Raw genomic sequence first — 23779 nt, forward strand, 5'->3', positions numbered from 1 at the left:
TGAAGAAGAAGAGAAATTGATTTGTTTATTTGCGAAAGGGGATCGCGTTCACATGATCATTGGAGTATTAAAGGAAATCAAAAACAACGAAAACCGTGTTGCATTAACACCTGCCGGGGTAGCAGCGTTACATGCACAAGGACATCGTGTCATCATTGAATCGATGGCAGGTATGGGGAGTGGCTTCACGAACGAAGAGTACGTCAAAGCCGGTGCTGAAATCATCGCGACTGCTGCTGAAGTCTGGGCAACAGCCGAACTTGCTTTGAAAGTCAAAGAGCCGATCGCTTCAGAGTACCAATACTTCCGTCCAGATTTGACATTGTTCACGTATCTTCACCTAGCGGCTGAGCCAGAATTGACACGTGCGCTTGTTGATTCGAACATCACAGCAATCGCTTATGAAACGGTTGAAAAGAACCGCACACTTCCATTGTTAACACCAATGAGTGAAGTCGCAGGACGCATGGCATCACAAATCGGTGCACAGTTCTTAGAAAAACCACACGGTGGTATGGGCATCCTGCTTGCTGGTGTTCCTGGGGTTCGTCGTGGAAAAGTCACAGTCATCGGCGGCGGTGTCGTCGGAACGAATGCTGCGAAACTCGCGGTTGGTCTCGGTGCGGATGTCACGATCATCGATGTCAGCCCAGAACGCCTTCGTCAGCTCGATGATATCTTCGGTAACTCGATCAACACATTGATCTCAAACCCGTACACGATTGCTGAAGCTGTCGCTGAAAGTGATCTCGTCATCGGTGCTGTCTTGATTCCAGGTGCAAAAGCACCGAAACTCGTCACTGCCGACATGGTCAAACGCATGAAGCCGGGCGCTGTCATCGTTGACGTTGCCATCGACCAAGGTGGTATCTTCGAAACGGTCGATCGTATCTCGACGCATGATGACCCAACATATGAAAAATTCGGTGTCGTTCATTACGCAGTCGCGAACATGCCGGGTGCCGTTCCACGCACGTCTACACTTGCATTGACGAACGCAACGCTCCCGTATGTCCTTGAACTCGCGAACAAAGGCACACACCGTGCGCTTGCTGAAAACGAGGCTCTCGAAAAAGGATTGAATGTCGCACAAGGATTCGTCACGTACGAAGCGGTCGCACGCGATCTCGGATACACGTACAAATCCGTTGAAGATGTGCTTCACTTACACGCATGATCTTGAACGTAGAAATAGTCGATGATTCCTTTTCGAGGAACCATCGACTATTTTTTATGAAAAGAAGGAATCCCAGGTGAATCTCTTCATTACTTCTTGAGGCACCACCCGGCTTGTCATATGATGAGAAACGAAGACTTATGATTTTGAACTAGTAGAGGGGATCTCATTACATGACACAAACCATAACCGCCCATTCTCATGAACTCCAGAGCCACGTCGCTGAAGTGGCGTTACTCGAAGCACTGACATCCGATACAGAAGAGAACGTACGCATTGCCGCAACCGAGCGCTTACGTGTTCTTGTCCCATCTCATCCATTGCTCAACATTGCTACAGCCCATTCCCTTTATTTCAAGAACGAACACACTCAAGCGCGCCGGCTGATCGAAGAGACACATCAGCAACTCGGCGAACATGTGCAAGGATACATACTCCTCGGTATCATCAGTGAGGATGAAGGATATATGCACGAAGCAGAACAGCTTTTCCTTTCAGCCATCACACGGTTCCCTGAAGAGCCAGCAGGACATCGTTTCCTTGCCGTCCATTACAATCATCGTCAATTTTATGGGGAATCAGCCGTTCATGCGTTTACATATTTAAAGAAGGTTGGCGCATCTGGAATCGATACGCTGATGGCCATTGATTCCATCCAACAATTAGACGGTCATTCGATCGACATGTTGGAAGCACTCTATGCATTAATTCTTGGCGTATCTCATCTCGACAAAACCACCGTCTTTCATGCGACAGCTTCTGTCAATCAAAGTATTCAATATGAGAAGTTGCATGCTACATTGCGCGAAGATAGCGACGAGACCCTCTACGCCAAGCTCGATGAATGCCTTTCCAACATGCTCGAGCACGGATTGTACGCAGCTGTTTACGACGATTCCGAAGAAAAGATCTATCGCCATGTTTTTCGGGAGATGTGTCGGGATATGACCATCCGTCATGCAGGTTGGCGTGCGTACCCGGACTATATTCGATTACGCTTTCTCTATTTCAAACAATTGTTGTTACGCGACTGAACGTTAAAAAGCAAACGCGACGAGTGCTGCGATCGTCCATGGCAAAATCAAGTTGTCGAGATCGCGATATGAGATCGCTTCGATCAAGGCTGCGATGTTCGCAAGCAAGAAACCATAACTGACAGCGAGCCAAATCGGTTGTCCGTAAAACAAGAACGTCACGGTCAACACGAGGAATGACGCCAAAAACAGGGCGATACTTCCTTCAAAGGATCGTTTCGTCTCACCACGGACGTAAAACGTCTTCCCGAAGCGTTTTCCGACGAGAGCCGCGAGACCGTCGCCCCAAGCAAGCACCATGCTTCCCGCAACAAGCGCCATCGGCTGTCGCTCGAAGAAGAACAGGACAAGTCCCGCTAGAGCGAGTGGATAATAGACCGTTCCGTAAGAAGGACGATCGACATCGTGCATCTGACCGATTCCTCTTCGTAGTGTCACTAGATTCACGACAGCAAAGAATAACAACGGTACGATCGCAACGTACCAGTGATCCAGCCAGAGCAGCGCAAGAAATACCCAGTGACCGACAGCAATATGAATCCATTTCCGAACCGTCTCGGGAGAAAAGCCGAAACGGTGTCCAATGACTTCCAGGATGACGAGAACTAGCCCGACGATTCCAATCGTGCCAAGAGCAGCTATCCATTCCATCGTCATTCCCCCCTTTCTTTCCTATTATTGTACGTTGTTTCAGTTGCCATTTGCCCTATTGAACCTTCATTTGATAACATAAGGTCAAATGACGTCCTAGAGAGGAAGTTTTGGAAATGTATGATGCTCAAGCAGTCCAAACATTATCAAGTTGTCTGCAACGCTTGAACGAAGGAAAAGGAATCGAACCCCTCGTCGCAACGGAAGGTACAGAATTGCCGAAGGTCATCAATCGCTTGAAGCAATTCGATCCATTAAAAAATGGTCTATCCATCAATGAAATCGTTCATTTGGCAAATGCCCTGATCGGCGAACATATGTCAGCGACGACGATCCAGAACTGGACGAAACGTGAAGTCCGGGACATCATCGGCGTACCGCATCGCGGAAAGAAGTACTCGATCAATCAGGCTTCGATCATCTATCTACTGGATGATTTAAAACACCTCTTCTCGTTAGAAGAAACACGAGAACTGCTGACGATCGTCTTCAAGAATCCGAATATTGATGAGGATGATTTAATCAGTCCGCTTAATTTTTATCTCGTCTACACGCAACACGCGGAGACAAGTGGTCCGATCGAATTGACGGAGAAGCGTCTCAGACGCTCGCTCGAGCGCATTAACGCTTATCGCCCTGAAACTGTCCACGTTCTCCAACTGTGTCTCTATGCCCGTCGTGTATCGCATTTAACGCACGAAGCGAAACAACGTCTCCATCATGTTCTGCAAACGACATGATGAAAAAAAGATGCCATCCATGTCATGGAAGGCATCTTTTTTTTATTTAGACGGCTGTCAGTGATTTATAGTGGACGTTGTTCGTCAGACTTTTCAAGACAGAGAGTAGTTCGTACATCGAGAGTTTGTCAGCATCCTTGACGAGACGGTACTCATCACCGTCTTGCAACAATTCAGCAACGACTTCTCCAGCTGCACTCCGTACGGAGAATTTTCCTTTTGTCAGGTCGAAGGAAATCGTGAATGTACCACGCTCATACACGTTGTACTCACATTTCTTCGAGAAGAGCGAAAACTTCTCACGCATTTGACCTACCTCTTGTCCATCATGGTTCATCACGACCCACTTCTTACACGTCGGAATGAACTTACCAAACGCTACCCCTCTACCTTCACCATTCATTACTTGAACACGACCATTCTCGTCGTGTTGAACCGCACCGATCATTTGGTGCGCTTCATCATAAATCGCGGCATGACCTTGCGAAAAAACGCAACCCTGCACATAGACAACTTTGCGCAACAGAAATTCTCCTCTCACTGCTAAAACGTGCTGGTTTTTCGTCCCCAGTTTATTTAGACATCCTGTATAGTTTAACTTTCTTTATCTGTATGATATTTCGTTAACGAAAATGATTATTGCACCGTTTCTCCAAATTGACAACCCCCTTTTGTCGACAATCATTCGACATGTTCAATGCAGGTTCATCTCCTTTGCAAATGCGAGCAATTCTTCCCGATCAATGAGGCGAACCTGATTTGGTTCCGCTAGCTGATATGCAGCTTCCGTAAAGGTCGAATTCGTAACGACCCACCCCTCGTCCATCCCATAGAATGGAACCGAGGCAGCGACCTGTTGAACCGCTTCGAGCCCTACAGCCGCACTATATCGCTTTGCCTGGATGGCAATCTTATACCCTCGTTCATCCTCTATCAACAAATCTGCTCCGAAGTCGCGTGAAGCAGGTGTCAACTCGACTCGATATCCTGCTGTTTCAAATAAATCGGCAAGCCATTCTTCAAATTCTCGTCCTTCCATTCGATCGAGTCGTTTTTCAAGCGACGGCGTTAAAATGGACAAAAGAAGAAAAAGGATACACCCTACTATACTGATGATTAAGATTAAAGGTTCCCAAGAACTCGAAAAAAAATAAGTTCCGAAAATTCCTATCATTGCAAACAAAGCTGCTAGTAACAATCGTTTTCGTTTCAATCGTTTCATCGTGCTTTTCTCCTCTACTTCGTCGTGACCTTTTTTTCACTATACTAAAATTCTTCGTCGGTTGCTTCCTTCAACAGGAAACACGCCTCATCTTGCAGAAGTAAGCTGAGGAAAGACTGTCTTAAAATCCATGGTCGAAGACCAGTCAGGAGGTAGCTCATGGCAGAACATTCATCCCCTTCATCGATACGAATCATTCACGCGACGATACGTGCTATGAAAGACCCCGTTCTTCTAGTCGATGCAAATGGAAAGATTCAATTTCATAATGACGCGTTTCAACACCAGTTCATGAACGCTCCGAATATCGAAACCATTCAGGAGCTGTTTCCCATCACGGATGATTTCTTTCCATTACAGAAGGAAGCCGTCATTTCAACGACATATCAATTAACAGTCACAGCGATTGAAGCGACGGACTATTTTCTTGTCCATGTCGCTCCCCTGAAAATCGAGGACTTATTCAATTCAACACTAGATACTGCTCTATTCATCACCGACTCGGAGTTTCGGATTCAAACTTGTAACGAGGTGGCAAGCACCTTATTTCGTTTCGAGCATGCCGAAGACATCATGGGTCTCCAAGCGACGGTTCTACATGATGCGAAGGAAATCACTACCCGCCGTCAACATCTCGAACAATTGAACTTAAAAGACTTATCGGACGCGCAACTTTTTTTATTGCATGGACGGGAAGCCGAAAATGAATGGACCTATCATCGTTTGGATGGCTCAACGTTCCATGGGCGTCTTTATATGACACGGTTACCAAACGATACGTACTTCCTGCTCATTCAGGACATCACACCGCAAAAACAAATCGAATGGCATCTGACGAAAAGCGAACGCCGCTTCCGACTCTTCTCGGAATCCGTCGTTGAAGCCGTCATCTTTCATGACCACGGAATCATCATCGATGCCAATCGCGCAGCAGAAGTCATTTTCCGGACGAAACTCGAGAAAATGAAAGGCAAGACGACGCTTGAATTGATTCATCCGGATCATCACGCGCGTGTCTTGCAACGCATCGAGGAGCATCGAGAAGAACCATACGAAGTTCTCGGTCAACGTGCCGACGGAACCTCTGTCGAAATCGAAGTCTTCCCGCGTGAAATCATCTACAACAATATCCGGATGCGTGTCGCCGTCGTTCGTGATATTACCGAACGAAAAAAGATTGAGAAAATGCTTGAGCGCGAAAAAAATGCCATCATGCGTCAGCGTGATATCACACAATCGATTCTTCAAGCATCCAATGAAGGTTTCCTACTGACAGAAGAGGATGGAAGTTTCATCTTCATGAACGTCAAAGCACGCAAATTACTCGATGTCCCAGGCATTGCACCAAGTAAGATTCAAGAACGAATCAGTCTGATTCCGAATCTCGATTTGAACACTCGATTCGAGATGCTCCGACAAGTAGAAGAATTACTCGCCGGAAAACATTCTGAACTATCGTTTCGTTTCACGTTACAGCGACCAAATGAGTCCAGTCCACTTTATTTCGAATTTTATGCGACTGCGATCAAAAAGGAGAAGAGCCGCATTTCTCGTCATGGCTTCCTATTTGTTTTCCGTGACCGGACAGAGGAAGCGAAGATGGATCAAGTAAAAGACGAACTCGTCAGTACAGTATCGCATGAGTTGCGCACGCCACTGTCCTCCATTCTTGGCTATATGGAATTACTACGATATAAAAAACAATCGGCTGATCGAATCGAACGGTATGTTGAGATCGTCCACGAAGAGACGAAACGATTGACGACGCTATTAAATGAGTTTTTAGACATTCAGCGTCTAGAAGGTGGAAAACAGGAGTATACCTTCACGTCGTTCTCGTTACGCGATCTTCTCGCATCAACCGTCGATGCCTATGGTGAGACCGTCGAAACACATCGGATTGATCTAGAACTGCCAAAGGATCCTGTTCTGATTTTTGCGGACGAGCACAAAATCAAGCAGGTGATCTTGAACTTGCTTTCGAACGCCATTAAGTATTCTCCACAGGCGAATCATATTCGAGTCATTCTTTCAGCCAATCCGGAACAAGCAACGTTCTCTGTGACGGATTATGGACTCGGTATTCCACAAAATGCTTTTGAAAAGCTCTTTACGAAATTTTACCGGGTCGATAACTCAGACATCCGGAAAATCGGCGGAACCGGCCTCGGACTTGCCATCTGTAAGGAAATCATCGAATCACACGGAGGTGCGATTTCCGTTGAATCAGAAATCAATGATGGTTCGACGTTCACCGTTGTACTCGAACGTGATCCAAGAAAGGAATGGAATTGATGCGGACCTACTTCATGACGGGTTTCCCCGGTTTTTTAGCGACCAAACTGATCGAACAACTGGCACGTGTTCCGGACCAAATCGCTTGTTTTCATTTGCTTCATTTACCGTCAGAACGAAACGCAGCTGTTAAGCGACGCCAGGATCTTCTAGAACGTACATCCTTACGATCGGAGCAACTTGTATTGCACGAAGGCGATATCACGGTCGAACAGCTTGCTTTATCATCAGAGGCGCGGATGATGTTGCAACAAGACGTCACACACATCTTTCATCTCGCGGCGCTATATGATTTAGCAACAGCATATGAACCCGCCTTTCGAATCAATGTGATCGGTACCGCGAACGTGACACAGTTTGCTCATACGTGTCGGACCTTAGAGCGTTACATCTACTTCAGTACAGCGTATGTCTCGGGTCTCCGTTCCGGAATGGTTCTAGAAGATGAGTTACAAGCAAGTGCCTTTAAAAATGCTTATGAAGAAACGAAATACTTAGCAGAGGTGCGTTTCCGTAAAGAAATCGGAACGATCCCCTATACGATCATCCGTCCTGGGATCGTCGTCGGCCATTCCGAAACGGGCGAAACACCGAAATGGGATGGGGTGTATTTCGTTTTGAACGCGATGCGTCTCCTGCAATCCTTTGCTCCTCTTCCGTATCCAGGTCGAGCAAACGCACTCGTCAATCTCGTGCCCTATGATTACGTCATTGAAGCGACCGCTTATCTCAGTCATGCACCGGTCGGAAGAAATAAGACCTATCATCTGACGGATCCATTCCCACATGGCGCACGTGCGATTTTTGAGATGTTACACGTCGCCTATTATGGCCGTTATCCGCGCGGAATCGTTCCGTTTCGACTCGTCAGTACGGCATTGACTCCAGCCGTCGCGAAACGACTCCAGATGCAACGTCAGACACTTGAATATTTCATTCATCCCGTTCAATACGACACGACACATGCCTTACGTGACTTACGGGACACTGGTATTATTTGTCCAGACCTTGCAGAAACGATGCCTCGGCTCGTCCAGTATTACCAAATACATGCGACACACTAAAAAAGTCCAATCGTTCTTCCTCAAGGGAAGTCGATTGGACTTTTTCATCGGTTACCCGATCAACATATTCTCTTTTGGATAACGAATCGTTCGATCTCGTTGCGTCGCGAACGTGAACAGAATCGTTAAGGAGCCGACACGTCCGAGTAACATCATGAACATGATCAAAAACTTACCAAAGCTATTGAGCTCAGCTGTTACGTTCAAAGAAAGACCAACTGTTCCAAATGCCGAGACCGTCTCAAAGAATAAACCAATAAAGGAAATGTTCGGCTGGGTCAACGCCAGGAACGTCGTGATCAAAGCAATGAACAGTAAACTGAAGACAGCAATCGCATATGCCTTTTGAATGGCCTGCGTCTGAACGGTCCGACGCATCAGAACCGTTTCACGCTGTCCGCGTATATACGTCCAGACATTCTTCAAGATGACCGCTGCCGTCGTGACCTTGATCCCGGAACCTGTCGATGCGGAACCTGCCCCAATGTACATCAAGACCATCATCAAACCGATCGAGAGCGGCACCATCGTCGTTAAGTCGATCGTCTGGAAACCAGCTGTTCGTGTCGTGACGACTTGGAAGAACACGATATGGAGTGCACTAAAGAACGATTCGTCTTTTAATGAACCCAAGTTCGAAACCCACTCGTAGAGCATCATTGCTAAAACACCTAGTCCATTGATGACGAGTAGTGATAGCACCATCAATTTAGAATGGAGCGAAATTTTCTTGAAGTTTCGTTTACCAGCGATATCCGCGATGACCGTAAAACCAAGACCACCAATCATCAAGAGCGCTGCAATCGTCAGAATGAATGTCGTATCTTGTTGGAAACCGATTAAATTATCGCCCCAAAGTGCGAAGCCCGCATTGTTAAAGGCGGATACGGCATGAAACAGACCGTAATAGAGTGCTTTCCCAAAGGTATACTTATATTGAATGAACAAATCGAGCGCAATCAAAAACATGCCGACGATCTCGACGAGGACCGTCGTGACGATGATGTTACGGACGAGACGAATCGTTCCGCCCGGACTATCGAGATTGAACATTTCTTGAATGATGATCCGCTGACGAATCCCGATTTTTCGTCCCGTGACGCTCAGCAAGACGAGCGCGATTGTCATGAACCCAAGCCCACCGACCTGAATTAAGAGCATCATGATGATTTGACCAAGTAAATTATAGGATTCGGCAATATTAATCGGTGACAGTCCTGTGACGGTTCCTGCCGATGTCGCAACGAATAGGCAATCGATGAATGATACATCTTGTCCCTCTTGTTGTGAAATCGGAAGCCACAATAAAAAACCACCCAGTAAAATCGTCAATGTAAAGCCCGTTGCGATGAAACGTGCCGGTTTATCGAATAGCTGATGATACATCAATTCACCTAAACGCCCGAAGCGTGCGAGTCGTGAACGTCTTTTATGCGAGAACATCTTACTCCCCCTAGATTGTTTTCAGACAGAATTGTCTTTATCATACTCCCTCGAATTAAGAAGTTCTATCGAAATATGCAATCGACTAAACGTTTTCGTATTTTTTTGGTAAACTAGATAAAAGTGGACGTGTAATCATTAAAGGAGGTTGAGGGAAACAGTGGACCCTAAGACGGCTGATCATTCGATTGAGGATGTCTGGCGAAGGCTGGAACGACAATCACAATGGATGCCTGCGCAATTGTATTATCAATTCGAGGAACTCTTATCATTACATTTGGAGCAACCGATTCTAAATGAATTGTATCAAGTGTTAAAAAAATACGACGTACTGACCGATATAGAGCGTGACGAACGAAACGAAAGCATTCAAATGCTAATCGACGAAAACGGCGCTTGATTCTCGGTTTTTGGATTTCCGAGCAGAAGAAGTGTCTTCTGCTCTTTTATTTTTCGTTCCTATACGAATTACATACAGAAAGGTGGCACACATCAATCATGGATATCGTGTCGATCATCGGGATCATTCTTGGTCTCATCACATTAGTCGGAGGTATGATCTTAAAAGGTGCGCCTCCCGTCGCTTTGCTTAACCCCGCAGCCCTCGTCATCATCTTCGTCGGGACAGCAGCTGCCATCATGATTTCCTTCCCGAAGGAACGATTGAAAGTCTTACCTGCCTTATTTAAAGTCATCTTATTCGAACAAAAGCTGATGACAAAACAAGTGTTGCTCGGACAATTTCTGACACTCTCGACGCAAGCACGTAAAGAGGGTCTGTTATCTCTCGAGTCAGCACTTGAAGAAGTCGATAATGCCTTCATGAAGCGTGGCGTCATGATGGTCATCGATGGACAACCATCCGAATATGTCGAGGACGTCATGACACGTGATCTCGAAAATATGACGGAACGCCATCATGCGAACGCGAACATTTTCACGCAAGCCGGTACCTACGCACCAACGCTTGGGGTTCTCGGTGCCGTTGTCGGTCTCGTTGCCGCCCTATCCGATTTATCGGATATCGAAAAATTAGGTCACGCCATTTCAGGTGCCTTCATCGCGACGTTATTCGGAATTTTCACCGGATATGTCCTGTGGTTCCCGTTCGCAACGAAGCTGAAGCAAAAATCAGCAAGCGAGATTCAGTTGTATGAAATGATGATTGAAGGGATTCTCTCGATTCAAAACGGTGAATCCCCGAAGAACTTAGAAGATAAGCTACTCGTGTACCTGACACCGAAGGAGCGTGCGAACTATGAAGCGGAAAAAGAAGCCGCATGACGAACATATCTCCGAAGGCTGGTTAATTCCCTACGCCGACTTATTGACCTTACTTCTGGCACTCTTTATCGTTCTGTTTGCTTCGAGTAGTGTCGATGCCGTGAAACTAAAAGCGATGTCTCAGTCGTTTAGCTCCGTCTTCAACGGTGGATCAGGGATGATTACAAATAGCTCGCTCTCTACTCAAGAAGAAGAGGAATCAAAAAAGCTAGACGCGCGGACAAAAGCACAAAGCTATGAAATTGCGGAACTCGAAAAAATCAAAGAAGAAGCCAATGAATACATTAAGAATGAAAAACTTGAAAAAGATATCAAGGTCGAAATTACGAATGAAGGTCTCGTCTTTACGATTCGCGACCGCGCACTATTCTCACCAGCTCAGGCAGAAGTAAGAGGACGCTCGCTTCAAATCGCAGAGGGGATGAGTGCACTGCTCGTCAAAGCAGGGCAACGTCAGATTCAAGTGTCTGGACATACAGACAATATTCCAATCAACACAGCACGGTATCCGTCGAACTGGGAACTGAGTGCGGACCGGGCGATCAGTTTCATGCGTGCTTTGCAACGTAATCCGAAGCTCGAACCAAAACGGTTCACCGTCAGCGGTTACGGAGAATTCCAACCGATTGCGTCCAATCAAACAGAAACCGGTCGTAGCAAAAATCGTCGTGTCGAAGTTTTAATTCGACCATTGATCGACTTAAAAGCGAATGTACTCGATGAAACAAAAGTTAAGTCCTGATCATCAAAAAGACTCCTTCGTGGTAGACACGAAGGAGTCTTTTTTAATAATACGGACGAATCATGATATAGACGATGACGCCCGTTAAGCTGACGTATAACCAAAGCGGCATCGTAAAACGTGTCCACTTTTTATGCTTCTCGAAGTTTTGATTCACAGCGTGCGCGAGTGACATCAAGACGAGTGGAACGATGACTGCAGCTAGGATGATATGCGTAATCAGGATAAAGAAATAGACAGGACGAACGAACCCTTCGCCTCCGAATTTCGTCGATTCACTGACAGCATGATACGTGACGTACGAAATTAAGAATAAAGTCGTCGTCGTCATCGCACCACCAATGAAGCGACGATGATTCACCCGATTGCCCCGACGAATGGAAATCCAAGCGCCGAGCAACAGCATGAAGGTAAAACTATTGAAGATGGCATTCAAAAAAGGAAGCAACGTCCAGTCGAATCCTGAATCAACTTGTACAGGTGGCGCAAAGAATAAAAGCGCTACGAGCAAGTTGATGACAAGCGTTAACAGGATGACGAGCGGAACGAAATTCCGTTTAGTAGCAGGTTGTTGCATGAATCATTCTCCTTGTTTCCAGTCGAAATAACGTTTCAACCATTTTGGGATCGGACCAGCGAATAAACGTTCACGCCAGTAGACATCAGCAGCACGCTGAACAGCAGCACCACGAATTGGGTACGGGTGGACAACACGCGACAATTGACCGACCTTATCTTTACGTGCCATCGCATAGACGACTTCTTGCATCCATTCACCGGCTTGTTCTCCGATTGCATGTGCTCCAATCAGTTTTCCACGCTTATCAGCGATGAGCTTGACGCGTCCTTCCGTCTGACCATTGATGACGAAACGATCGACTTCATCGAGACCGGTCTGATAGACCTTGATCTCACCATGTTTCTTGCGTGCCTCGTCTTCTGTCAATCCGAGATGGAACAATTCAGGTGTCGTGAATGTGACCCACGGAACCGCCCGATAATCCGGCTTCGTCCGTAGACCGAATAAAGCATTCGTGACGACCGTTTTTCCTTCCAGTCCTGCGACATGCGTAAATGGGAGCGAGTTGATCGTATCTCCGACCGCAAAGATGTGTCGCTGACTTGTTCGAAGTGAACTATCGACTTGGACGAATCCTTTCTCGACGTGTACGCCAGCTCGGTCGAGACGTAGTGCTTCGATGCGTGGCTTACGACCGACTGCGACAAGCACGGCATCCGTTTCGATGACACGTGATTCGCCGTTTGCTTCAACCGTCACTTCGATGCCCCCCGCCGACTTGCGGACGTGCGTGACCTTCGTATCGAGATGTAACGTCAATTCTTGTTCGAGCTGACGTTGAATGACTTCGACCATGTCGCGGTCTTCTTTTCCGAGTAACGTCTTCATACCCTCGATGACCGTGACTTCTGTTCCAAGATGCGCATATGCTTGCGATAACTCAAGACCAATCGCTCCACCACCGATGACGAGCAGTCGCTCCGGACGCTCCGTTAATTCGAAGATCGTCTCGTTCGTTAAATAATCAATCGTATCGAGTCCATCAATCGGTGGAATGATGGGTTGAGATCCCGTCGAGATCGCAAACTTCTCACCTACGACAAGCTGTCCCGCCACTTCCACTTCATGAGCACTGAGGAATGTCGCTTCTCCGATATAGACATCGACGCCAAGGTCTTCGAACCGTTTCGTTCCATCATGTGATTGAATGATGTTACGTGCTCGATCGACGCTTGCTTTCGTTTTCGAATAGACCGCGTCCCCGTTCAGCGTCACGTTGTATTTTTCAGCCGTTCGCTTCATGACATGAACATCGTGCGCGGCTTCGATCAACGCCTTTGAAGGAACGCAACCGTAGTGGAGACAATCTCCGCCAAGGTGCGTATGCCGTTCGATCAGGGCGACGTGCGCGCCGAGACTTGCTGCACCAGCAGCAATCGTCATTCCGGCTGCCCCACCACCAATGACAACTAATTGATAGGTCTTCATCGCAAGCCCTCCTCGTAACGACGTGTGATGTCTTCCATCCGTTTACGGTTGACGCCCCAGTCGGAGTATCCGACACGCGATGCCGAACGGAAATGAATCACTTGTGCGGCTTCATCGAAGTAAAATTCGACGTCATCCTTGAAGCGAAAGACTTTACTCGTGAAGATGGCATGGATGTATGCCCCTTCCTCCTTAACAACTTTGACGCGGTCGAGGCTTTGTAGGATACGTAAGAGTTGGAACTTCGAATCTGCAAGCGTTCCTTTGAACGGGAGCGGACGCATTTTCATATCCTGTAGATCGGTTTGAGTAGATACCGCGTTCGGTTTTCCAGAGAGCGGTTGAAGCGTACCATTTGAAACACCAAGTGCCATGACTGATTCCTCCGTTTCCTATCATCTGATCCATTTCGTACTATAATCCACTTAACTTTACCAGTTTCTGTTTCACTCTGCCCGTCTCAGTGTTTACGCTTTCGTGACAGGTAGCAGAATCGTCGCAATGACGCCGCCTTCCGGCTGATTATCAATGAATAGCTTACCTTCATGTGCTTCGACGAGTTCTCGACAAATCGATAGGCCGAGCCCTGTTCCACCCTTTCCTTTTTGCACTTGATAGAATTTTTCTGTGACGTGACGTAAGTGCTCTTTCGGAATCCCGGGACCTTCATCACTGAAGGAGAGGAACAATACACGCTCTGAACGAACGAGTCGAATGGTGATCGTGCCACCGACTGGAGAAAAGCGGATCGCATTATCAAGCAGGTTCAAGAAGACTTGTTTCAATCGGTTTTCGTCGTATAGACCGACGACTTGTGCCGGTAACTTCTGTACGATCTGGACATTTTTTTCTTCCAGCTTTTGACGCAGTTGCGCCGTCACGGTCTCGATGATTTCCGTCAAGTTGACTTCCTGACGGTATAAGACGAGCCGACTCGTCTCGAGTTTCGAGAAATCGAGTAACTGCTCAACGAGCGAAATCAAACGCTCCGTCTCCGAATGAATGATGCCCATCCCAAGCGACGCCTCTTCCGGCAACTGATCCTGTTCGACGAGTAACGTTTCACTCCAGCCTTTGATTGATGTCAGCGGTGTCCGTAATTCATGGGAGATACCAGAAATGAATTCATCTTTCAACGTTTCCTGCTGTTTAATCTGTTGTCCCATATAATTGATCGTCCGCGCTAGTTCTCCAAGCTCGAACGAGTATTCCTCGTTCACCTTGACGTCGTAATGCTGTTTCGCGATTTGATCCGATGCACCGATGACTTCTTGAATCGGTCGGACGATCGACGAGACGAGACGTGAGGAATAGATGAAGGCAAGTCCCCAAATTACTGTACCCAGGAGGACGATCGCTAAACAAATTTCGATCACACGTCGATCGATTCGCTCAAGCGACGTCGTATAACGAAGCGCTCCCGTCGTCTGACCGAACGACACGACAGGTTCTGTTACTTCCAGTAAATGTTCTCCCGTCGCCTCATCGTCATATCGTTTCGTGACAGTCTGCCCCGCTCTTACTTGATTGATCGCCGCTCGCGTCAACTTACGTTCCGAGATGAATCCGGTCGAAGAGTAACGCGGAATCCCTGTCGCATCCAACACTTCAATCTCAGCGTCTGGATAAGCGTAAGAATCAAGTACGTCATGGATCGTCGCTTCTGAATCGGCGTAATCATAAGCAAGGCCACTATTCGCAAATAAGACAGCACTCGCATTCGCATGACGTTTCAAGACATCCGTCGCCGTCACGTAGTAATAGTTATAGGTCACGAACGAGAGGATCCCGATGACGAGTAAGACTGTCACCGTGATAATCGTCATGAACCGCATTAATATCTGGCGCTTCATTCTTCGTTACGCCACTTGTATCCATGTCCCCACAATGTCTCGATGAACTTCGGTTCCGCTGGATTTTCTTCGATTTTTTGACGAAGACGGCGAATGTTGACATCAACCGTCTTCCGATCACCAAAGTAATTCTCACCCCATACCGCATCGAGTAATTCATCTCGCGACATAACTTGATCTTCGTTTTTAATGAAGTGGCAAAGTAAATCGTATTCAGTTGGTGTCACTTCGACGTCGACACCTTCTTTTTGGACGCGCTTCGCGCCTAAATCAATCCGAAACGGTCCAGAGACGAGTTCACGTGGCTGTTTTCTGCGACGTAATGTCTCTACCCGTCGCAGGAGCGACTGGATGCGCGCGAGTAGCTCTGCTGGACTGAATGGCTTCGCGATGTAATCGTCTGCTCCTACGCTCAGTCCCATGACTTTATCCTCTTCTCGTGTCCGTGCTGTCAACATGATGATCCCGACGACTTCATCCTTTGCCCGCGCCTGTTCACAGACGGCAAAACCGTCGACTTCCGGCATCATGATATCGAGTAACAGAATATCGAAGGTTTGTTGATCAAACTGCGCAAGCGCTTCTTTCCCATTTTCCGCCTCGATGACATCATAGCCTGCTCGTTTCAAATTAATGACGATGAAACTGCGAATCGCATGTTCATCTTCGGCTACTAGTATTTTGGTCATTCTTTTCTCCCCCTGATTCTTTATTCCACGAGTGTGACACGATTGACGAACACTTCATAATCCTTCGTCGCATCAATCACATAGACATAATCGATACCTTCTTTGATTTTTCGTTTTTGATCACTAGCAATGTATTGATTCTTCGGAATGACCTCTAATTCGAAATCAATCTGCTTCGTTTCTCGATTGATGAACCGAACACGATTTTCGCGTTTCTCGATCGTTTCACGCGTCGCCCAGTTGGCAGGGAACCGCATGACGAAATTGTATTCTTGATCGATGTACTGCTCTTCTCGCAATTCGAACCCACTCTCGAGAAATGGCGAATTATCTGACCCATTCCATGTGTAGTATGCCGTGATGCGTGGTTTCGGTTCACCCTCACGCCCTTTACTGCCTGCTGGCGTGTATTGATGACCAAACTCGATGATTCCGTCTTGATCGACATCTTTCGGGAAGGTATACATCGGTTCGATGATCTCATCGACCTGACCGAACCGAACCTGTTCCAATGTATCGTTCGCTAAACGGAATAATGCGATGTGCATTTTTGCATCTCGTGTATACGATACGATCAAGCCTTTATTCCGAGCGGCATTGATCGTATCGACTTCAAATAAATCATGTTCTGCGAATAAATCGCCATCCTGCGTTGAAAGTGTCGTCTCTTGGTGCTCTTTCGACAGGATGTCTTTATAATAGATCAAACGAGACGGACTGCCCTTTTGCAGAAGCACCATATCCCGCTCTCGATCTTGATTCAAGTCATCTACCGACAGACGATCATACCGATCGACTTTCGTGACGTCTCGTTGCTTCGATAGTAACTGTTCAATGATGTATAACGTATTTTCACCATAACTGGTAATACCGATGACCAGGTGGTTTTGTTTATGTCGTGCGTCAGTTATGACTTCGAGTCGATCGATGGCTCGACCGTCAGCTACCGTCTGTCGCGCCACGAGTCGCCATTTTTCGCCTTGTCGCTCATGGACGAGAAGATGAATCGTGAAGCGCCCGTCCTGCTCGCTGCGGTAGAAGGTAATTGCCTCATCTTTACCGTTTCGATCTAAGTCGACGAGTTCGTATAGGCGGGATACCGCTTGATTTCGTGGCGCCACGATCTCTGCCTGTTTCGGCAAATCGCGGTCAATCCGTTCTTTCAACGACTGCTCCCATGCCGGAAGGGACGGATGTTCGAGTAAAGAGGCGGGATGCGGAAACATCGTACTGCATCCTGCTAATAATAGACTTGATATGATCATGAAGAGATATTTCATAAAGTTGGAATCCTTTCCGTACGGGCTCTGTTTCCACTTTATCATACTCTCTTCGAGGAGAGTATATTGTCGAATGGGACACAAGTTGTTACGATATACAGATAATTGAAAGGGGTTTGAATGTATGACGTATAAAATGATTGTTCTCGATTTAGATGATACCTTGTTGACAAGTGACCATACGATTTCACCACGTACGAAAGAAGCTTTACTCGCTGCGCAGCGACGCGGGAAGAAGGTCGTGCTCGCTAGCGGTCGTCCGACTTTTGCCATGCTCGACCTCGCAAAAGAACTGGAACTCGCTCGCTATGGCAGTTACATCCTGAGCTTTAATGGCGCTTCAATCATTGATTGTAAAACGAACGAATCGCTCTTCCTCAGCACGCTTTCCCCGGAGACGGTCCACCGCCTCGACGATTTGAGTAAACGGGAAGGTGTCTACATCCACACGTATATCGGAGATGAAATCCTGACAGAACAACCAAACGAGTATACGACGCTTGAAGGACAACTGACAGGCATGGAAGTCATCCCTGTCGCTGATTTTAAAGCCGCGATTCAAACACCTGTCGTCAAGTGTTTGATGATGGCAGAAGAGACGCACCTCGCGCGCGTCGAACAGACGCTTCAACAGGAACTTGCGGGTGAACTTGCAGTAGCTCGCTCGAAGCCATTTTTCCTTGAATTCACGGAAGACGGTGTGACAAAAGGAACAAGCCTTGCCTTACTGTCTGAAAAACTAGGAATCGCTCAAGAAGAAGTCATTGCTTGTGGAGACGGTAACAACGATCTATCGATGATTGAATGGGCAGGTCTTGGTGTCGCGATGGCGAATGCAGCCGATACCGTCAAAGAAAAAGCACAGTATATGACCGCTTCGAACGATGAAGATGGTGTTGCTCTCGTCGTCGAAAAATTCATGATGGATGAGGAACCGGCGATCTCAAGCCGCTAAGTAACTCAAAAAGCGTGTGTTCCGCATTCAACGGGACACACGCTTTTAATTTACGACAAACACCAGTCGATCGGCTCTCTTCCCTGCTCTTTCAGCCAAGCATTCGTTTGCGAATACGGTTTACTACCGAAAAATCCACGACTTGCGGACAAGGGACTCGGATGGACAGCTTCAAGAACAAGATGACGATCCGTATCGATCAGCGTTTTTTTACTCTTCGCATGATTTCCCCAGAGGATGAATACGATTGGTTGTGTCTGCGTTCCTAATACTTCGATGACCCGATCCGTAAACGGTGCCCAACCTTTTTTAGCATGGGATCCCGCTTTCCCTTCTTCAACCGTAAGCGACGTATTGAGTAAGAAGACTCCTTGTCGTGACCATGCTTCGAGATTACCGGATGTCGGAGTCGGACAACCGATATCCGAGACGAGTTCCTTATACATGTTTCGAAGGGATGGAGGGATCGGCACTCCGTCATGCACGGAAAAGCTGAGTCCATTCGCCTGACGTGAACCATGGTAGGGATCTTGCCCTAAGATGACGCACCGGACATCTTCTGGAGCGACCGCATCGAACGCATGAAAGATCCGCTCTTTCGGAGGATAGACGGTCGTCGTTTGATAGGCTTCCTTCAAAAAAGCCCACAGTTCTTGAAAATAGGGTTTTTCCTTTTCTTCTTTTAACACGGTTTGCCAAGATGGATGCACGTGAATCCGCTCCTTTTTCAGTCTCAAGTCGCTGTTCGTCCGTCTTGATTCTGCTATGATGGATGATGAGGTGGAAAACTATGATTCAGACAAAACAAGTATTCGGACTACCATTCGTCGATGCGACACCTTCGCAATGGTATACCCATATTAAAACAATCTTACACGAACGTGGAAAAGCCTTTCTTGTCACGGCGAACCCAGAGCTCGTGTTGCGTGCATTGCGCGAACCTTCTTACGATGCCATCTTACGACGGGCGACGTTCATTACACCAGACGGAATCGGTGTGACGGCTGCCAGTAAACGGATGGGCGCACCACTCACTGCGACATTGCCAGGAATCGAGACCGCACGTGAACTATTGCGGACGGCAGACGCACTCGAGAAGCGTGTCTTTTTACTCGGTGGACGTCCGGAAGTCATGAAATCGTTGATTCGTCAGTTATCGATTCGGTTTCCGAATATCCACTTTGTAGGAACGTTTCATGGTTTTGGAAAGACAGAAGAAGCAACGCAAGCTATTACAGAAGCAGACGCTGATCTTGTTCTCGTCGCACTCGGTGCACCGAAACAAGAAGAATGGATCGCTTCCGTCTATGATCACGTCGATCATGGCATCTTCATCGGTGTCGGTGGTGCGTTCGACGTTTGGTCAGGACACAGTAAACGTGCGCCTAAATTATTTCGTCGACTGAAGCTAGAGTGGCTGTATCGCATCTCGACGCATCCTCGTGGTTTTGAGAAACTTAAAGACTTGTTGTTCTTCGTAACGCTTGTACTTCGCAAAAAATCAACGCTCTCTTGAATGCACACAAAAAGGGCTGACTTAAAAAATGACGCGTCCTTTCACGCCCTTTCCTCAGGCGAGACACAAGCCAGTTTTTCCGCTTCATTCAAGCAGAAAAACGGATCTTGTTTGTCTCTGACAGCGCAAAATCGCGCTTTTCCTGTAGGAGTGGCGTATGACGTGTCATTCTTTTTATCTCTGGAAAAAGGATAATCAGAGAATCGTTTTGTTCACTCGACATCGCTTCTTAGGGAAAACAAGCAAGAGCGACCCTGCAACGAAGTGAAGCGGCGCGATGCTTGTCCCAGGAAAACGATGCGAGATGAACAAAAAAGCGCAATCTTTCTCGTTAAGAGAAAAATTACGCTTTGTCTGCAGTCTCAAGGCTCCCGACACGGCGGGAGCCTTTTTGACGCTTATCTTATGCGTTGACAGTTGAGAATGAACGACCGAGTTCTTTCGCTTTAGCGATTGCTGCTTCTTTGATTTCTTCTGCTTTTTCTGGGTTCATTGCCATACCTTCGATGAAGAGTGCATCGTAGTCTGTTACACCAGTGAAAGCAAGCGCTTGACGGAGGTAGTCATCACCGAAGTTGAGACCAGATCCTGTGTAGACGCCACCTGTTGCTTGGATGTGGAGTGCTTTTTTGCCTTCCATCAAGCCTTTTGGACCTTCTGCAGTATAAGCGAATGTTTTACCTGCAAGAAGAACGCTGTCGATGTACATTTTGAGACGCGCTGGGAAAGAGAAGTTCCACATTGGTGTGACGAAGACATACTCATCTGCTTCCATGTATTGCTCGAGATGTTTTGTCATCGTACCGACTTTTGCAATCTCCACTTCTGTTAACTCTTCGCCTGTTGCGAATTTGCCCCATGCGCTTAGAACATCTGTATCGATTTCTTGGACTGTTTCGTTATATAGATCAAGAACTTCTACTTCAGCTGAAGGATTCGCTGCTTTGTAGCTTTCGAGGAATGCTTCACCGACTTGAAGGCTGAAAGAGTGTTCTGTAGCTTTCGGGTTAACAGTTACATAAAGTAATTTAGTCATTATTATTTCTCCCTTTTATTTAAAGTAAATTCTGTAACTAAACATACCAACCACCTTTTCGTTTGTCAATTAGTTTGACTTCCAAACGAATAAAAAAAGCTCAAGTCCGTGACCTGAGCTTTCTTGATCTTATGAGTGCTAATTCTTACACATTTTCGAGCGGCGTATAATGTTCGGCTCGTAAACCGATTCGTTTCAACTGATCAATCAACTGTTCCTTTTCAGAAACCGACAAATCGTTAAATAAGTCTGCTAAAAAGGCTTCATGTTTCGGGAATGTCTCTTCCATTAGTTCGCGTCCAGCTTCCGTTAATGTCCCAAACGTGACACGACGATCCGTCGCACATGATTTTCGCGCAATCAACCCACGCTTTTCAAGTTTATCCACGACATACGTCACACTTCCGCTCGTTAATAGAATCTTATCGCCAATTTGTTGTAGAGGCGTGTCCCCTTTGTGGTACAGCAATTCAAGAACTCCGAATTCCGATAAATTCAACTGATGTGTTTTGATGTCTGCCTTCACTTGCTCCGTCACCGCATGCATCGTCCGAGATAGAACAACGAGCATTTTTAATGCCAGCTTCGAGTCTGTCGATTCCATTTTACGTTCGCCCCTCTTTGTGTTGTATCGTCACAATCATAGACTTCTTTGTCTAACTGGTCAATTCTTGCTGAATTTTTCCAATCGATCCACTGCTCAAAAATAGTTCTTGCCGTGAAACGCGTTTCATAGCCTATCGTCTTGATATACACTAAAAAGGAGGTAATCATCATGTCGATTCATACACGGTTAACACAACTGTTTAAACGAAATGTTGCTTTTGAGTGGGCCATCGAACAATTGCATACACCAGCAGGCTATTATTTGTGTCAGCACACGTTGGTCGATCAATACCCTGATTTGTCTCCTCAAGAAAAAATAAGACTACTCTCAAAAATCAATGAATTGGCTGAGCAGACAGCTCCATTCTCGGCTCCCGTCTCTCGACAGGATTGGCGCCGACTTGAACGACGATTATCTCGTAAGATGTAATCCAGGAGGGATGCGCGATGACGAACATCCGAGACTTGGCACGTGAAGCCAACGTGTCCGTTACGACAGTCTCACGTGTACTAAATGATCATCCTTACGTTGCGAACGAGAAGCGACAAGCTGTTCGAGAAGCTATCGAAAAACTCGGATATATCCGTAATCAGACTGCTGTCCATCTATCGACGGGTATGACAAAAACGGTCGGAGTCATGCTTCCGTTCGTTGATCATCCATATCACGCTGCCATTCTTCAAGGCATCGCGCAAGCCGCCTTTGACGCGAGCTATCGGTTCTTGACGTGGCAAACGAATTATGTGGAAACGCATGAGCAACTGGCACTGGATGCGCTGGCGCAACAGGAAATCGACGCACTCATCGTCGTGTCGCACAGTCTTCCCTTATCAGCGATTTTATCGTATGAACAATATGGTCCGATCGTCTTTTGTGAACATCATGAAGATGTCGCTGCCGTCTATATCGATCACTATACGGCCTTTCAACAAGGACTTGCACATCTACGACAACAGGGACATACGAGCATCGGCATCTGTCTCGGACGACCGGACAGTACGAATAGCTTGGCGCGTAAACATGCGTATCAAGAGGTCGTACGTGACGAATTCGTCTATGAACAGACCTTGACGATTGAAGACGGTGCGACCGTCGCAAGACGCTGGATGCAACAAAAACAACGACCGACCGCTATCTTGACCGCAAGTGATCACGTGGCAGCTGGTCTCATCTTAGAACTCCGAAAACAAGGCTATCAGGTTCCTGGAGACCTGTCTGTCATTGGTTTTGATGGAAGTGAACTCGCTGAAGTCTTAGCGATGACGACGATCGCGATCCCTTATGCCACGATCGGGCGACATGCTTTTCAATTAACCGTCCGCGAAGATCTCGTTGCTCGTCCACAAATCGAAGTACCCTCGACGTTCATTGCTGGAACGACTGTTCTTCCTCATACTTGAATCCATATAAAAAAGCGACGAGTTCATCGATTTGAATTCGTCGCTTCGTTTTGTTTAAAGAGTTCCTGCCGCTACATACCGTGATCCCCAGTAGCCACCACGGAACGATTCTTTGACGACTCTTCCATAATACGAGTTCGCATTGATCATCGTACCATCATCGACAGCGATTCCAACGTGTTGAATCCCACTTCCATGTGTAAAGAAGACGAGATCACCAGCGCCTGGTGCCGTACGTTTTGTTGCTGAGTATTGAGCCGCTGCCGTACGTGGGAGTGATTTTCCTAGTGCTTGATAAACGTAGCGTGTAAATCCAGAGCAATCAAAGCTAACAGGACCTGTCGCACCAAAAACATAAGGACGTCCTTTGAGACCTTCTGCTACCGAAACGATCGTTGATCCTGTTTTACTAAGACCTTTCGTCGCTTTAGTGTTATATGCTTTCGTGTATGTAGAAGCGATATATGCTGATTTTCCTTGATGACGGATTTGATACCATTCTTTGACCTGACCTACGACGGTTACAGCTTGTCCAAGTTTCAATTGCCCGACTCGTTTACTCGATACAGCAGCTTTTGCACGAATATTTAGCACATCCACTGACACCACTACTTTTTTACTTGTTGCAGCTTGCGTTGATGCTGGGACGAGTGTCCAACTACTGATGAGTAACGTTAAGGTTAACAAAACACGAGTGACAGCTTTCATCGATTCATTCTCCTCTTATGTATGAATGTTTTTTACGTCTGAATTGTCTGATAATTTCTGTATTTATCCTATCAT

26 protein-coding genes are annotated in these 23779 nt (G+C 46.8%); 12 read left to right on the plus strand and 14 right to left on the minus strand.

Annotation, left to right across the window (positions count from 1 at the left end):
• Positions 1-52 precede the first annotated feature (52 nt).
• Both ald and U719_RS15330 read left to right on the plus strand, forming a co-directional pair.
• Positions 53-1177: an alanine dehydrogenase gene (ald, locus tag U719_RS15325; protein WP_023469687.1), complete on the plus strand. Its 1125-nt coding sequence runs from the start codon at positions 53-55 to the stop codon at positions 1175-1177.
• Between the two features lie 173 nt (positions 1178-1350).
• Positions 1351-2211: a M48 family metallopeptidase gene (locus U719_RS15330; protein ID WP_023469688.1), complete on the plus strand. Its 861-nt coding sequence runs from the start codon at positions 1351-1353 to the stop codon at positions 2209-2211.
• 3 nt (positions 2212-2214) lie between these two features.
• On the opposite strand, the gene U719_RS15335 is transcribed toward U719_RS15330, so the two are convergent.
• Positions 2215-2862 carry a diacylglycerol/polyprenol kinase family protein gene (locus U719_RS15335; RefSeq protein WP_023469689.1) on the minus strand — a complete coding sequence of 216 codons (648 nt, stop codon included), beginning with the start codon at positions 2860-2862 and terminating at the stop codon, positions 2215-2217.
• Between the two features lie 116 nt (positions 2863-2978).
• Here U719_RS15335 and U719_RS15340 point away from each other — a divergent pair, with 116 nt between their 5' ends.
• Positions 2979-3602 carry a DUF1836 domain-containing protein gene (locus tag U719_RS15340; protein WP_023469690.1) on the plus strand — a complete coding sequence of 208 codons (624 nt, stop codon included), beginning with the start codon at positions 2979-2981 and terminating at the stop codon, positions 3600-3602.
• A gap of 46 nt (positions 3603-3648) precedes the next feature.
• Here the strand turns inward: U719_RS15340 and U719_RS15345 are convergent, their stop codons facing one another.
• A complete protein-coding gene (locus tag U719_RS15345) occupies positions 3649-4125 on the minus strand; it encodes a hypothetical protein (RefSeq protein ID WP_023469691.1) in 477 nt (158 codons plus the stop codon).
• 171 nt (positions 4126-4296) lie between these two features.
• Complete coding sequence (locus U719_RS15350) at positions 4297-4641, minus strand: restriction endonuclease (protein ID WP_235147606.1); 345 nt, start codon at positions 4639-4641, stop codon at positions 4297-4299.
• Positions 4642-4983: 342 nt separating this feature from the next.
• Between U719_RS15350 and U719_RS15355 the strand changes: the two genes are divergently transcribed.
• Both U719_RS15355 and U719_RS15360 read left to right on the plus strand, forming a co-directional pair.
• Positions 4984-7119, plus strand: coding sequence for an ATP-binding protein (locus tag U719_RS15355; protein ID WP_023469694.1), 2136 nt, complete (start codon positions 4984-4986; stop codon positions 7117-7119).
• Between the two features lie 14 nt (positions 7120-7133).
• Positions 7134-8183, plus strand: a complete 1050-nt coding sequence (locus U719_RS15360; RefSeq protein ID WP_235147607.1) for an SDR family oxidoreductase — start codon at positions 7134-7136, stop codon at positions 8181-8183.
• Between the two features lie 51 nt (positions 8184-8234).
• Here U719_RS15360 and U719_RS15365 read toward each other — a convergent pair whose 3' ends face one another.
• A complete protein-coding gene (locus U719_RS15365; RefSeq protein ID WP_023469696.1) occupies positions 8235-9626 on the minus strand; it encodes a TrkH family potassium uptake protein in 1392 nt (463 codons plus the stop codon).
• A 160-nt stretch (positions 9627-9786) separates the two neighbouring features.
• On the opposite strand from U719_RS15365, the gene U719_RS15370 reads away from it, so the two are divergent.
• The 3 genes from U719_RS15370 to motB all read left to right on the plus strand — a co-directional run bounded on the left by U719_RS15370 (position 9787) and on the right by motB (position 11652).
• The gene (locus U719_RS15370; RefSeq protein ID WP_023469697.1) at positions 9787-10026 is read left to right on the plus strand and encodes a hypothetical protein; all 240 of its coding nucleotides are present in this window, start codon (positions 9787-9789) and stop codon (positions 10024-10026) included.
• A gap of 98 nt (positions 10027-10124) precedes the next feature.
• The gene (motA, locus tag U719_RS15375) at positions 10125-10910 is read left to right on the plus strand and encodes a flagellar motor stator protein MotA (protein ID WP_023469698.1); all 786 of its coding nucleotides are present in this window, start codon (positions 10125-10127) and stop codon (positions 10908-10910) included.
• Entirely contained in the window at positions 10885-11652 is a 768-nt protein-coding gene (gene motB / locus U719_RS15380; protein WP_023469699.1) for a flagellar motor protein MotB, read from the plus strand. Before motA ends, motB begins: the two co-directional genes overlap by 26 nt.
• A gap of 43 nt (positions 11653-11695) precedes the next feature.
• Here the strand turns inward: motB and U719_RS15385 are convergent, their stop codons facing one another.
• The 6 genes from U719_RS15385 to U719_RS15410 form a co-directional block, all read right to left on the minus strand.
• A complete protein-coding gene (locus U719_RS15385) occupies positions 11696-12229 on the minus strand; it encodes a DUF420 domain-containing protein (RefSeq protein WP_023469700.1) in 534 nt (177 codons plus the stop codon).
• A 3-nt stretch (positions 12230-12232) separates the two neighbouring features.
• Positions 12233-13660 (minus strand): NAD(P)/FAD-dependent oxidoreductase, encoded by a 1428-nt coding sequence (locus U719_RS15390; RefSeq protein ID WP_023469701.1) that lies wholly within the window; start codon positions 13658-13660, stop codon positions 12233-12235.
• Complete coding sequence (locus U719_RS15395; protein WP_023469702.1) at positions 13657-14034, minus strand: DUF1499 domain-containing protein; 378 nt, start codon at positions 14032-14034, stop codon at positions 13657-13659. Before U719_RS15395 ends, U719_RS15390 begins: the two co-directional genes overlap by 4 nt.
• A gap of 93 nt (positions 14035-14127) precedes the next feature.
• Entirely contained in the window at positions 14128-15486 is a 1359-nt protein-coding gene (locus U719_RS15400; RefSeq protein ID WP_235147608.1) for a cell wall metabolism sensor histidine kinase WalK, read from the minus strand.
• A gap of 23 nt (positions 15487-15509) precedes the next feature.
• Complete coding sequence (locus U719_RS15405) at positions 15510-16202, minus strand: response regulator transcription factor (RefSeq protein WP_023469704.1); 693 nt, start codon at positions 16200-16202, stop codon at positions 15510-15512.
• Between the two features lie 20 nt (positions 16203-16222).
• On the minus strand, positions 16223-17467 hold the full coding sequence (locus U719_RS15410) for a hypothetical protein (protein WP_235147609.1): 1245 nt from the start codon (positions 17465-17467) through the stop codon (positions 16223-16225).
• A gap of 139 nt (positions 17468-17606) precedes the next feature.
• On the opposite strand from U719_RS15410, the gene U719_RS15415 reads away from it, so the two are divergent.
• Positions 17607-18437 (plus strand): Cof-type HAD-IIB family hydrolase, encoded by an 831-nt coding sequence (locus U719_RS15415; protein ID WP_023469706.1) that lies wholly within the window; start codon positions 17607-17609, stop codon positions 18435-18437.
• Between the two features lie 50 nt (positions 18438-18487).
• Here the strand turns inward: U719_RS15415 and ung are convergent, their stop codons facing one another.
• Positions 18488-19147 carry a uracil-DNA glycosylase gene (ung, locus tag U719_RS15420; RefSeq protein WP_023469707.1) on the minus strand — a complete coding sequence of 220 codons (660 nt, stop codon included), beginning with the start codon at positions 19145-19147 and terminating at the stop codon, positions 18488-18490.
• 80 nt (positions 19148-19227) lie between these two features.
• On the opposite strand from ung, the gene U719_RS15425 reads away from it, so the two are divergent.
• Positions 19228-19953, plus strand: coding sequence for a WecB/TagA/CpsF family glycosyltransferase (locus tag U719_RS15425; protein WP_023469708.1), 726 nt, complete (start codon positions 19228-19230; stop codon positions 19951-19953).
• A 403-nt stretch (positions 19954-20356) separates the two neighbouring features.
• Here the strand turns inward: U719_RS15425 and U719_RS15430 are convergent, their stop codons facing one another.
• Positions 20357-20989, minus strand: coding sequence for an NAD(P)H-dependent oxidoreductase (locus U719_RS15430; RefSeq protein ID WP_023469709.1), 633 nt, complete (start codon positions 20987-20989; stop codon positions 20357-20359).
• Between the two features lie 145 nt (positions 20990-21134).
• Positions 21135-21593, minus strand: a complete 459-nt coding sequence (locus U719_RS15435; protein WP_023469710.1) for a MarR family winged helix-turn-helix transcriptional regulator — start codon at positions 21591-21593, stop codon at positions 21135-21137.
• Between the two features lie 171 nt (positions 21594-21764).
• Between U719_RS15435 and U719_RS15440 the strand changes: the two genes are divergently transcribed.
• Positions 21765-22025, plus strand: a complete 261-nt coding sequence (locus U719_RS15440) for a hypothetical protein (protein ID WP_023469711.1) — start codon at positions 21765-21767, stop codon at positions 22023-22025.
• 17 nt (positions 22026-22042) lie between these two features.
• Entirely contained in the window at positions 22043-22996 is a 954-nt protein-coding gene (locus U719_RS15445; protein ID WP_023469712.1) for a LacI family DNA-binding transcriptional regulator, read from the plus strand.
• Positions 22997-23050: 54 nt separating this feature from the next.
• Here the strand turns inward: U719_RS15445 and U719_RS15450 are convergent, their stop codons facing one another.
• Complete coding sequence (locus U719_RS15450) at positions 23051-23704, minus strand: C40 family peptidase (RefSeq protein WP_023469713.1); 654 nt, start codon at positions 23702-23704, stop codon at positions 23051-23053.
• Positions 23705-23779: the final 75 nt, after the last annotated feature.

It is taken from the genome of Exiguobacterium sp. MH3 (assembly GCF_000496635.1).
Lineage (GTDB): Bacteria > Bacillota > Bacilli > Exiguobacteriales > Exiguobacteriaceae > Exiguobacterium_A > Exiguobacterium_A indicum.